The sequence below is a fragment of the Nocardia arthritidis genome (assembly GCF_011801145.1).
GTDB classification, from domain to species: domain Bacteria; phylum Actinomycetota; class Actinomycetes; order Mycobacteriales; family Mycobacteriaceae; genus Nocardia; species Nocardia arthritidis_A.
Window position 1 is genome coordinate 9,337,593 of sequence record NZ_CP046172.1, and the last position, 11,922, is coordinate 9,349,514.

General features: G+C 66.0%; 12 protein-coding genes. 7 read left to right on the plus strand and 5 right to left on the minus strand.

What is annotated here, in order from left to right; translation table 11 throughout:
• Positions 1-137 precede the first annotated feature (137 nt).
• The 3 genes from F5544_RS42485 to F5544_RS42495 are packed head-to-tail and all read left to right on the plus strand — an operon-like array spanning position 138 to position 2,558.
• The gene (locus F5544_RS42485; protein WP_167478354.1) at positions 138-725 is read left to right on the plus strand and encodes a peptide deformylase; all 588 of its coding nucleotides are present in this window, start codon (positions 138-140) and stop codon (positions 723-725) included.
• Entirely contained in the window at positions 715-1,698 is a 984-nt protein-coding gene (locus F5544_RS42490) for an N-acetylglutamate synthase, CG3035 family (RefSeq protein ID WP_167478355.1), read from the plus strand. Before F5544_RS42485 ends, F5544_RS42490 begins: the two co-directional genes overlap by 11 nt.
• Positions 1,699-1,733: 35 nt before the next feature.
• Positions 1,734-2,558, plus strand: coding sequence for an exodeoxyribonuclease III (locus tag F5544_RS42495; protein ID WP_167478356.1), 825 nt, complete (start codon positions 1,734-1,736; stop codon positions 2,556-2,558).
• Here the strand turns inward: F5544_RS42495 and F5544_RS42500 are convergent.
• Positions 2,551-3,132, minus strand: a complete 582-nt coding sequence (locus F5544_RS42500) for a Uma2 family endonuclease (RefSeq protein ID WP_167478357.1) — start codon at positions 3,130-3,132, stop codon at positions 2,551-2,553. The two genes, F5544_RS42495 and F5544_RS42500, sit on opposite strands and share 8 nt — an antisense overlap.
• 129 nt (positions 3,133-3,261) lie before the next feature.
• Complete coding sequence (locus F5544_RS42505) at positions 3,262-5,184, minus strand: acyl-CoA dehydrogenase family protein (RefSeq protein ID WP_167478358.1); 1,923 nt, start codon at positions 5,182-5,184, stop codon at positions 3,262-3,264.
• A gap of 121 nt (positions 5,185-5,305) precedes the next feature.
• On the opposite strand from F5544_RS42505, the gene F5544_RS42510 reads away from it, so the two are divergent.
• The 3 genes from F5544_RS42510 to fahA all read left to right on the plus strand — a co-directional run bounded on the left by F5544_RS42510 (position 5,306) and on the right by fahA (position 8,567).
• On the plus strand, positions 5,306-5,968 hold the full coding sequence (locus tag F5544_RS42510; RefSeq protein WP_167478359.1) for a TetR/AcrR family transcriptional regulator: 663 nt from the start codon (positions 5,306-5,308) through the stop codon (positions 5,966-5,968).
• 224 nt (positions 5,969-6,192) lie between these two features.
• Entirely contained in the window at positions 6,193-7,392 is a 1,200-nt protein-coding gene (locus F5544_RS42515) for a homogentisate 1,2-dioxygenase (protein WP_167478360.1), read from the plus strand.
• A gap of 8 nt (positions 7,393-7,400) precedes the next feature.
• The gene (gene fahA / locus F5544_RS42520; RefSeq protein ID WP_167478361.1) at positions 7,401-8,567 is read left to right on the plus strand and encodes a fumarylacetoacetase; all 1,167 of its coding nucleotides are present in this window, start codon (positions 7,401-7,403) and stop codon (positions 8,565-8,567) included.
• Between the two features lie 4 nt (positions 8,568-8,571).
• On the opposite strand, the gene F5544_RS42525 is transcribed toward fahA, so the two are convergent.
• Complete coding sequence (locus F5544_RS42525; RefSeq protein WP_167478362.1) at positions 8,572-9,237, minus strand: TetR/AcrR family transcriptional regulator; 666 nt, start codon at positions 9,235-9,237, stop codon at positions 8,572-8,574.
• 97 nt (positions 9,238-9,334) lie between these two features.
• On the opposite strand from F5544_RS42525, the gene F5544_RS42530 reads away from it, so the two are divergent.
• Positions 9,335-10,720 carry a lipase family protein gene (locus F5544_RS42530; protein ID WP_167478363.1) on the plus strand — a complete coding sequence of 462 codons (1,386 nt, stop codon included), beginning with the start codon at positions 9,335-9,337 and terminating at the stop codon, positions 10,718-10,720.
• 57 nt (positions 10,721-10,777) lie between these two features.
• Here the strand turns inward: F5544_RS42530 and F5544_RS42535 are convergent, their stop codons facing one another.
• Together F5544_RS42535 and F5544_RS42540 are read right to left on the minus strand one after the other, a co-directional pair.
• On the minus strand, positions 10,778-11,164 hold the full coding sequence (locus F5544_RS42535) for a hypothetical protein (protein ID WP_167478364.1): 387 nt from the start codon (positions 11,162-11,164) through the stop codon (positions 10,778-10,780).
• A 138-nt stretch (positions 11,165-11,302) separates the two neighbouring features.
• Entirely contained in the window at positions 11,303-11,884 is a 582-nt protein-coding gene (locus F5544_RS42540) for a TetR/AcrR family transcriptional regulator (protein WP_167478365.1), read from the minus strand.
• Positions 11,885-11,922 lie beyond the last annotated feature (38 nt).

Sequence of the window (11,922 nt, forward strand, 5' to 3'; positions counted from 1 at the left end):
ACACTCATGCCGCAGAAAAAGCCTATACGTCGCGGATCATTCAACCACGGACCGCGCGGATTGCCGGGGCGCCCGCACGGCGTGTTCGACTACCGACCGGTAGGGGTGTGTCGAGGTGCATCATCCATAATCGTCCTATGGCAATTCTTCCGATCGTGATCGTCGGCGACCCGGTGCTGCACACACCCACTGAGAAAGTCGACCAATCGCCGGAGGAATTGGCCGAGCTCATCGCCGATATGTACGAGACGATGGACGAGGCGCACGGCGTCGGCCTAGCGGCAAATCAGGTGGGAGTTTCGCTCCGGTTGTTCGTGTACGACTGCCCCGATCTGGCCGCGCCGGGGCAGCCGCGCCGCAGGGGCGCGATCGTCAACCCGGTGCTGGAGACCTCCGCCATCCCGGAGACCATGCCGGACCCGGACGACGACGAGGAGGGCTGCCTCTCGGTGCCCGGGGAGCAGTTCCCCACCGGGCGGGCCAACTGGGCCAAGGTCACCGGCACCGACGAGCACGGCAATCCGGTGACGGTCGAGGGTGAGGGCTTCTTCGCCAGGATGCTGCAGCACGAGGTCGGGCATCTGGACGGCTATCTGTACACCGATGTGCTGGTCGGGCGCAATGCCCGCGCGGCGAAGAAGGCGATCAAGCGAAACGGTTGGGGCACACCGGGACTCAGCTGGATTCCGGGTACCGTTCCCGATCCGTTCGGCCATGACGACTGAACCGGACATCCCGCTGGGCCGCCGGGTTGTGCTGCGGTACCTGCTGCCCGCAGGCTATCCACAGTCGATGACCGATGTGATCGGGGAGCTGATCTCACTCGATCCGCCGACGGTGCGCGCGGCCGACGGATCCGTCGTATCGGTTGCCTACGATCGTGTGGTGGCTTTGAAAGCATTGGGACCCAGGCCTATTCGAACCGGCGAGATCCGGGCGCTGGAGTCCGCCGCGGCGTACGCCTGGCCGGGAATAGAGCAGGCCTGGATCGATGGTTGGCTGGTACGGGCCGGGCACGGATATACGCGACGGGCCAATTCCGCTGTGCCGCTGGGCAATTCGGATGGTCCGGCGGTGCTGGCCGCCGAGACCGTACGCCGTATCGGCGAATGGTACGGCGCGCGCGGCCTACCGCCGCAGCTGGCGCTGCCGGACCGACTAGCCCAGACGCCGCCCGGTTGGCAGGCGGGCGAAGAGGTCCAGGTACTCGCCATCGATATCGAGAATTTCGTATTGCCACAGGGCCCATCGATGGTCCGGGTGGCACCGGAACTGGACGAGGCCTGGCTGCGGCTATACCGCACCCAGGGCGGTGCCGTTGCGGCGCAAGAGTTTTCGGTGCCAGTCGAGGTGATCGCCGCGGTGCACGACGGCGCGGTCGGCTTCGCCTCGCTCGGCCTGCCGGAGCCGATCGCGGTGGGGCGCGGGGCGATCACGACCGCCTCGGACGGCCGCCGCTGGATCGGGCTCACCTGCGTCGCGGTGTCGGTGGACCATCGCAGGCGCGGGCTCGGCACCCTGGTCTGCGCCGAATTGATCCGATGGGGCAGCAAGAACGGGGCAACACACGCCTACCTCCAGGTGGAGTCGTACAACACCGGCGCGATCGCGCTGTACCGGGATATGGGATTCCTGGAACACCACACCTACCGGTATGCAACGCCGGATGATGCGGCGGCGCCCGCCGAAATTCGGTAGAACAGAGCAATAACCCCTGTGAAGAAAGGTCTTTCGTGCGCCTCGCGACCTGGAATGTGAATTCGATCCGCTCCCGAATCGACCGGGTCGCCGCATTCCTGGATCGCCAGAACATCGATGTGCTCGCCATCCAGGAAACCAAATGCCGCGACGACCAGTTCCCGTACGAGCGGTTCGACGAACTCGGTTACGAGGTGGCCCATCTCGGCATCAACCAGTGGAACGGGGTGGCCATCGCGTCCAGGATCGGCCTGGCCGATGTGGAATTCGCCTTCCCGAACCAGCCCGGCTTCGACAAGGACGCGGGCGAATCCCTCATCAGCACACCGGTTGTCGAATCCCGCGCGATCGGCGCGACCTGCGGCGACATCCGGGTGTGGAGCCTGTACGTGCCCAACGGCCGCGCCATCGACGACCCGCACTACGCCTACAAGCTGGAATGGCTTGCCGCCCTGCGGGATAACGCCGCCGGTTGGCTGGCCGCCGACCCGGCCGCGAAGATCGCGCTGGTCGGTGACTGGAATATCGCGCCGACCGACGACGATGTCTGGTCGGTCGAATTCTTCACCGGCAAAACGCACACCTCCGCCCCGGAACGCGACGCCTTCAACGCCATCCTCGACACCGGCTTCGCCGACATCATGCGCCCGTACGCGCCCGGCCCCGGCGTCTACACCTACTGGGACTACACCCAGCTGCGCTTCCCCCGAAAAGAGGGCATGCGCATCGATTTCATCCTCGGCTCCCCCGCCCTCGCCGCGGCAGCCACCGACGCCGGTGTCGACCGCGAGGAGCGAAAAGGTAAGGGCCCCAGCGACCACGCACCCGTCATCGCCGAGTTCACGGACTTGGTTAGCTGACCCAGTCCTTCAGGGGTTCGGTGTCGAGGGTGATATCGACCGGCTTCGGCAGGTGTATCTCGGCGCCGAACAGCACGGTCACGACCCGCTCGTAGCGATTCCCATTGGGCTCGCTGTGCACGGTTACCGTGCGGAAATCGCGATCGATGAGGAGATACACCGGTATGCCGGTATCGGCGTATGCCCGCGGCTTCTCCTGTCTGTCGCGACGCTCGGTGTCCTGATCGGCGGATGTCACCTCGACAACCATGAGGGCAGGCTCCGGATCTGCCCATTCACCTTGCCCCGCAAAAGCTTCCGCCTCGGCAAGCGTGCCATCAGGCCGAGCGCGGCCCGTTCGGTTTCTGCCGACGTTCAGTCCGCGCGCCGGACTCAGGAACAACTCGGGACGAACCATCAAAAAGGTACGAATCAGCCATTGCATGATCCGGCCGTGGTCGCCATCCGGCATCGCCTTTGCCGCCAGCTGCCCGTCGATGAATTCGAGACGCACACCCTCAGCGATACATTCAGCCGCCCGTGCGAGTTCCTCGAACTCCTCGATGGTCATAATCGGCTCATGCACCACGGTCATGGCCGTACGCTACTGAGCTTCCGGCATAGATCAACGGAATTACTGACCAGCGTATCCGCAGCACGGTGAGCCGCGCTCGACACGCCGATGTGGCCACACGTGCGCTGGCATGAGTGGAAGACGATCCGGTCAGGGGTTCATTTCGTAGGCACCGGCGTGTGCGCGCGCTCGACCCAGGACGTTCGCGAAGCGGGCCGAGTCGGCGACGGGTCTGCGGATCAGGTCGAGGGCGCGGTGTTGCTGGGCCTGGGTCGCGGTCGGCTTGGCGTGCAGTGTCAGTGCGTGTTTGGCGAATTCGCGGATGAATATGTCGAAGATCTGGTCGATTACGGCCGGGTCGGTGTGTTCTATCTCGGCCTGTTCGAGGATTAGTTGGGCGTAGGGCAGCATTGTGAACAGTTCGCCGATGGCGAAGAGGAAGTCGACGTCGCGTTGCTGTTCTCGTGTCGGTGATGCGGCGGCGAGCAGGGTTTGGAAGGCGCGGGCCTGTTCCAGGAACAGCGCGACATTCGGTATGTGCGCGAATTTTTCGAAGACCGGGCGCCAGTCGGCGAAACGGATACGGCCGAGACCGCTGCTCGGGCCCTGGTGGAACAGGAATTCGTCGTCGGCGGCGTCGCGGCGGGTCGGAATGTGTTCGTATTCGGCCCTTTTCAGCTCGGTGGCGAGTTTGGGGACCGCCGCGCCCGCGCGCGACGCAAGGCCACGGCTCGTCCAGCTGAGCGCGCCCGCCGCCGCCCGTACCGCACCCTTGGGCGCGCTGCCCGCGCCGGGAAGGTAACGCAGCGCGGCCAATCCGGCGTCGGCGGGATGAAACATGTAGTTGGCCATGAACTTCAGCGAGAGCGCCATGTTCACATGCACCGTGCCTTCCAGACGGGGCAGTCCGAACAGCCCGAGCATGGCCATCGGGAAGTACATATCGTTCTCGAAACCGCGGGCCGCGATCACATCTGCCAGATCCTCGATGATCCGCTGCCCCTGCCGGGTGACGGTCATCTTCTCGATCGCGTTGAACAGCAGGTAGCGCCGGTCTTCGGCATGGGCCGAACGCATGTAGTCGATGGCCCGCTCGCTGTACAGCTTCATCGCGACGAGGCGGGCGTACGAATCCGTCAGCAGCGAACGCACCTGCGGGAATTCGGTTACCCGGTGCCCGAACAGGATTCGGTTCTCGGCATGCGTGATCGCCTCGTAGAAGGCGTGTTCGCAGGCGCCGACCGCGCCGAATCCGAGATTGAACTTGCCGACGTTGACCGTATTCATCGCGGCGTGGAAGGCCGCCTCGCCGCGATGCAGGATGTCGGCCTCGGCGACCGGGTAATTCTCCAGATCGAATGCGGCCACGTACATCTGGCTGTCCACCACATTGCGCAACAGCTTGTAGGCGGGATGTTTACTGTCCGCGACGAAGAACAGGTATCCGGCGTAATCCTCCTGTGCCGGTTTGCCTTCGAGCGCCTTGGCGCTGTCGATGATCGGCTTGTCGGCGCGCCGACCGAATACCGAGACCAGGCCCGCGAGGTTGCCGTTACCGATGTAGTGCTTACCGCCGGTCGCGTGAAAACCGCCGTCCGCCAACGGTTCCAGCACCATATCGGTGGAGTAGACGTCGGCGCCGTGCGCCTTCTCGGACAGGCCGAAGGCGAAGATCTCACCGGAGTCCAGCAGTGCGGCGGCCCGCTGTTTGGCCGCGGTGTTGTCGCTCTGCCAGATCGGCCCGAGCCCGAGGATGCTGACCTGCCATACATACCAGTAGGACATGCCGTAGAAGCCGAGGATCTTGCTCAGCATGGCGATGCGCGCGGTGTCCCAGCGCTTGTTCGGATCGCCGTTGGCCAGTGCGGCCGGGGTGAGGAAGGTGGCGAACACCCGCTCCCGCTTCACGAAGTCGAGGAATTCCGAGTACCAGACGCGATCCCGGTCGTCCTGCTTGAGCCGCGCCTTGCCCCGGGCCTCGAACCAGTCGACCACGGCGCGCAATATCCGCCGGGTCTCCGCGTCGAATTCGGCGAAATCGTAGGTCTTCGGGTTGAACAGGGTCTCGGTCATCTCGGCTCCTCGGGCGGTTTCATGCATGAATGTAGCATTATTGTTCGCGGATGTAGGAAGTTGATCTTCACCCCTCGAGACCAGCAAGAACCTCGATCGCGGCGCTGATATGTTGGACGTCATGGGTAGCGATTCGGCGGTGCGGCCACGGCAAGGGGCGGTGCCGCCGAACACGCCCCGGCCGCGGCAGCGGGCACAGCACCTCGGCCCGGAGCGCAGGCGTCCGCAGGTGCTGGACACCGCGCTGGCCATCGCCGTCGAGGACGGCATCGCCACCGTCACGATGGCGGCCGTCGCCGAACGCATGGGCGTCACCCGGCCGGTGGTGTATGCGTGCTTCGCCGACCGCAGGGAGCTGATCGCGGCGCTGATCCAGCGCGAGGAGACCTACCTATTGGACGGCGTGCGCGAGGTGCTGCCCGCGCGCACGGTGAACGCCGACGAATCGGTTTTCGTCGAGGGCTTCCGCGCGCTGCTGAAGAAGTCCGCCGCCCGCCCCGACGCATGGCGGCTGCTGTACGGCAATCCCGATCCGGCCGTCGCCGATTCGTTCGGGCGCGGCCGCGCACTGGCCCTCACCCGCTGCCGCGAGCTGCTGCGGCCGACGCTGCGCGCCTGGGGCACGGCCGATGCCGAACGCAAACTCCCTGCGCTGGTTGAACTTTGGGTGTCCGCAGGCGAGGGCGCGGTGCGCACGCTGCTCACCGGCGAGGGGGAATGGACGCCGGAGGATCTCGGCGCGTTCGTCGGCGCCGCGGTGTATCGGGCGATGCGGCACGCGTGAACCGCAGCTGAGCACGCTGCCACGGCCGAACCCCGCAGACCCGCCGCATGGGTAGCACGATGCACAGAAACTGGCCGACACAGTGCGCAAATCGACTGCCACACGGTAGGACGTAGTAGTGGGCCCGGGATGCGCGGCAGGCCGAACTCGGCCCGACCAAGATCACCCGGGCCTACCATCGAGTCGGATCAGTATCCGACCATCGACCTGGCGGAGGTGCAGGGATGGCGTTTTATCGGCAGGTGGGTGCGGTGCCGCCCAAGCGGCATACGCAGCACCGCGACGAGAGCGGGCAGCTCTACTACGAGGAGCTGATGGGTGAGGAGGGTTTCTCCGGCGACTCGTCGCTGCTCTACCACCGCGGCTTGCCACCGGCCATCGTCGACTCACAGGTCTGGGAACTGCCCGACCAGACGACGACACCGAATCATCCACTGCGCCACCGGCATCTGAAGCTGCACGAGCTGTTTCCCGGCGATACGCCGTCGCGCACCGACCCGGTCACCGGGCGGCGCCTGCTGCTCGGCAACGCGGATGTCCGCATCTCGTACGTGGCCGCCACCAATGCGTCCCCGCTGTACCGCAATGCCATCGGCGACGAGCTGGTGTACGTGGAATCCGGTGCGGCCGTGGTGGAGACGGTCTTCGGCGCGCTCGACGTCCGCCAGGGCGATCACGTGCTGATCCCGCGCGCCACCACCCATCGCTGGCTGCCCGACGGACCGGAACCGTTGCGCGCCTACGCGATCGAGGCGTCGAGCCACATCACCCCGCCCAAGCGTTATCTGTCGAAATTCGGCCAGCTGCTGGAACATTCGCCGTACTGCGAACGAGACCTGCACGGCCCCATCGAATTGCTGAACGAAACCGGGACCGACGTCGAGGTGCTGGTCAAGCACCGGCCCGGCGGCAAGGTGGTCGGCACCAGGCTGACTTACGCGACGCATCCGTTCGACGTGGTGGGCTGGGACGGCTGCCTCTACCCGATCACCTTCAATATCGCCGATTTCGAACCCATCACCGGGCGCATCCACCAGCCGCCGCCCGCGCATCAGGCCTTCGAGGGAATCAATTTCGTGGTCTGCAATTTCGTACCGCGCAAGGTGGACTACCACCCGCTGTCGATTCCGGTGCCGTACTACCACTCCAATGTCGACTCCGACGAGATCATGTTCTACTGCGGCGGAAATTACGAGGCGCGCAAGGGATCCGGGATCGCACAGGGGTCGGTGTCGGTGCATCCCGGCGGTTACGCGCACGGCCCACAGCCGGGTGCGTACGAGCGCAGCATCGGGCTGGAATTCTTCGACGAGTTGGCAGTGATGGTGGATACCTTCCGCCCGCTCGAACTCGGCGAGGGCGCACTGGCCTGTGAGGATCCGGCATACGCCTGGACCTGGTCGGGACGGGGGCGGCAGGCGTGAGGGTCCGCATGGAAATTCCCGAGGATTCGCTCTTCGGCGTCGACAACCTGCCATACGGCGTATTCGCCCCGGCGGGCGACGCGCTCCGGGTCGGCGTGCGGGTCGCCGACAAAGTGATCGATCTGGCTGCGGCGCTGGAGGATCCGGTCTTCGCCCAGCCGAACCTGAACGCACTGCTCGCCCAGGGTCCCCGGCGCTGGCGCGAGGTCAGGCATCGGGTGCGCGAGCTGGTCGACGGCGAAATCGATGCCACCGCAATCCATGAGCTCGCCGCGGTGCGGCTGGCGCTGCCGATTCAGGTCGGCGACTATGTCGACTTCTACGCGAGCATCGACCACGCGACCAACCTGGGCAGGCTCTTCCGCCCGGATGCCGAACCGCTGCTGCCCAATTGGCGGCATCTGCCGGTCGGCTACCACGGCAGGGCCGGCACCGTCGTGGTATCGGGCACCGATGTGGTCCGGCCCCGGGGTCAGCGCCGAACCGATTCGGGCACACCGGATTTCGGCCCGTCTCGGCGGCTCGATATCGAGACCGAGTTGGGTTTCGTGGTCGGCGTCGGCTCCGCGCTCGGCACCCCGATCGGCGTCGACGAATTCGCCGATCATGTCTTCGGTGTCGCGCTGGTCAACGACTGGTCCGCGCGCGATATCCAGGCCTGGGAGTATCAGCCGCTCGGCCCGTTCCTCGGCAAATCCTTCGCGACGTCGCTCTCTGCGTGGGTGACCCCGCTGGCCGCGCTGGAGAAGGCGCGTATACCGATTCCGGAGCAGACCCCGGAACCGCTGCCCTACCTGCGCGGTGACGAACCGCGCGGGCTCGACATCGACCTGACGGTGACGTGGAACGGCCAGGACGTCGCGCATCCGCCGTACCGGCGGATGTACTGGTCTCCCGCGCAGATGCTGGCCCACCTGACGGCGAACGGCGCGTCGACCCGAACCGGCGATCTGTTCGCATCGGGCACCATCTCCGGGCCGGAACCCGAACAGCGCGGTTCGTTCATCGAATTGTCTTGGGGCGGAAGCCAACCGGTGGACGTCAACGGCGAGAAGCGCACCTTCCTCGCCGACGGCGACGAGGTGGTGATCACCGCGACCGCGCCGGGTCCGCACGGTAACCGGATCGGCCTCGGCGAGGTCGCCGGGCGGATCCGGCCCTCGAACGGCCGATAGGCCGCTACTCCGTCGACGTGCGCCCGGCGTAGACCACGGTGACGAACCGGGTCAGATCCTCGGTCAGCGTGTCGACCGCGTCGGGCGGGCCGCCGTCGTCGTGGTGGTGCAACCAGTCCGCGATCAGCTCGAACATGCCGCCGATTGTGGCGAGGGCCAGGGCGATACTGCGGTGGTCACCGGTGCCCGCCCACTGCTTGTCGAGGAAGGCCGCCGCCCAGCGACGATTGCTGCGTCGTTGCCGTTCCACCGTCGGTGAAATGCCGCCCGCCTCACCGAAGGTGACCTTGGCCAGCCGAGGATCGTCGGCGATCGCGTGCACGAAGGCGCCGATAATCGCCTCCAACCGCGGCTGCCACGCCAATTGCACTGTCTGCTCGGCGACTTCGGCGACGCGGCCCCGGATCTGGACGGTCAGCTGCTCCAGCAGCGCGATGTAACAGGCTTCCTTGCTGTCGAAATGGTCGTAGAACCCCTTGGTTCCGACGTATGCGCGCTGGCAGATCTGTTCGATCGATGTCCCGGAAAAGCTCTGGGCGGCAAAGAGTTCGGTGGCCGCGTCGAGTAGCTGGCTGCGTCGTTGCGCACTGCGCTGCTCGGCGTCGAGTCCGCGGATCCGGCGCCGCGCCGGAGTCGGGGCAGGCCGCGCGGCGGATTTGCTGCGGGTCATGCCTTCGACCATAGCCCGCGTAATTGAAACAAGAAGCCTTGTTGCTAATACGGGGTCGTGTTGTAATCGCTGTCACCTGATGAAGGAGGGCAGACGAGTGTCCGTGATCAATGGAGATCGCATCCGGCGCGCCATCGCGCTGGCGGTGGCGGGGGTCGTCACCGTGGCGACCGCGTTGGTGATCGGCGGCTTCACCGCGGGGCAGGCGGCCGCGGTGCCGCCGCCGACACAGGACGCGTTCTATCAACCACCCGAGGGCTTCGAATCCCAGGAACTGGGCACGGTACTGCGGTCACGCGAGGTGCATCTCGCGGCGCTCACCGTATTACCGCTGAACGTGCGGTCCTGGCAGTTGATGTATCGCACCACCGACCTGTTCGGCGCGCCGGACGTCGCGGTGACCACGGTGGTGCTGCCCGCCGGCGCCGACCCGGCCCGCTCCCGGCCGCTGGTCTCGCTGCAGTTCTACTACGACAGCGCGAGCAACGACTGCTCACCGTCGTTCGTGCTGCAGCAGGGCGCGGGGCTGCCGGGTCTGGAGGGCATCCACTCGCAGAGCGAACTCATCGCGCTGGCCGCGCTGATCAGCCGCGGCTGGGCCATTTCCATCCCGGATTACGAAGGGCTGCACGGACATTTGGCCGCGGCGAAGGAGCCCGGATACATGGTGCTCGACGGCATCCGCGCCGCCGAGCGCTTCCAGCCGCTCGGTCTCGACGGCGCGAATACGCCGGTGGCGATGTGGGGCTACTCCGGCGGCGGCATGGGTTCGGGCTGGGCCGCCGAGCTGCAGCCGAGCTACGCGCCGGAATTGAATGTCAAGGGCGTCGCGCTCGGCGCGCCGACCTCCGACGTGGTTTCGCTACTGCACGTCAACGGATCGATGTTCTCCAGCCTGATCGGCATCGGCATCGCCTCGCTCTACAACGCCTATCCGAAATTCAAGGAGGCGACCGACCGGGTGATGACCCAGGAGGGCAAGGACCTGCTCGCCCGCACCAATGCGCAATGTCTGCCACGCAACGCGCTCACCCAGATGTTCGTGGATTATCAACGGTTGCTGACCATTCCGATCTCCGACTATCTGGCGCTACCGGAGATCAAGGAGGTCTTCGACGCGACGGTGCTCGGCAGCGACCATCCGACCGCGCCGATCTTCCTCTACCAGGGCGTATTCGACGAGGCGGTCCCGATGTGGACGAATGACAGGCTCACCCGGCGTTGGTGCGATCAGGGCGCCTCGGTGCTCTATAAACGCGACCACCTCAGCGAACATCTGACGCTGCCGTCGCTCGGCATGGCCGACACCTTCAACTGGCTGACCGCGCGCCTCGCGCCCGGCGCACCCGATCAGGTCGGCTGCCAAACCCAGGATGTGGTGTCCCAGCTGGCCGATTTCAACGCGCTGCTCACCCAGATCGAGATCAACCTGAACGCCACCTTCGGCGCGCTCGGCTTCCCGATCGGGCCGCGGGAGCGGTAATGCGGTATGGCCCTCAAGCGGATCGAAACCGGTTGGGGGCCACTATCTCTCACACAGTTATGCGGGGCAGGGCGTGCCGTTCCCGCCGGGGCTCACCTCGATGCCGATGGTCCGCTCGCCGCCGATCTGCGCGGCGTGCAGCATGTGCATACCGGGGGTGTGCGGCGTCCACTTCGCGATGACGTCACCGTTGCCGCCCGCCTGGATCGCGCTCGGCGGATTGAATTCGCCGTCTTGGCTGTCGTAGAAACTGATCCAACTGCCGGGCTCGGTCGTCGCCAACGCGGTGTAGGCGCAGCCGGTGACGAAGACCAGCGGATCCCCCGGCGTCACGGCGAAAGCGTTGATCGCGGCGGGCGCCGACGGCGCCGTCAGCACCAGCGCGGCAGCCATCGCGCCCATCGTGGATATCGCAGCCGCAGCGGACTTATGTGATCGGAGCATGTGGAGTTCCTTTCGAGTCACGGCGAATTGCGGCCGCCCGCCCGAGCCTATCGATCGAACCCGCTGCGCCGGGAGCGTCATTTGTAGGGGCTGCCATTTCCGGCACCGACAGGTACTGTCCCGTACACGCTGCGGCGGTTAGGTTTTCGCGACGCCCACCCAGCCGTGCTCGAGCAGCGCGAAGATATCCCGCATCGCCGCGGCCGGATCATCGGAGTCCGCGACGATTCCCGCGCTCATCAGGGCGAAATGGGCCAGCGCAACGGTTTTCACATCACCGATCGGCAGGCCCGCCTCCTCGGCGATGACGGCGGCGACCGCGCTGGTGTGCCGGAGCATCATCTGCCGCCAATATTCCTGCAGCGCAGGCGTTTCCGCGATGAGCTGGAGAAATCCGCTGGCCTGTAGATCGTCGGTGGAGGCCATTCGAGTATCGAGCAGGTGATCGCGCAGCGCATCGAGGATCGATTGCCCATCGGCCCGCTCGCGCACCGCGGCGACCAAACCCTCCTCCATGTCCTCGTCCTGATCGAACAGCAGCGCTTCCTTGCTGGGGAAGTGCTTGAACAGCGTGCTCAGCGAGACGTCGGCCGCCTCGGCGATCTCGCGCACGCCGACCTCGTCGAAGCCGCGCTCCAGGAACAGGCGCAGCGCGGCATCCGCCAGCGCTTGGCGGGTCTGGGCCTTCTTGCGCTCGCGGCGTCCGGTGGGAGCGGTCATGCGGTCGATGATACGCCATTAGGATATCGGCACCAAAA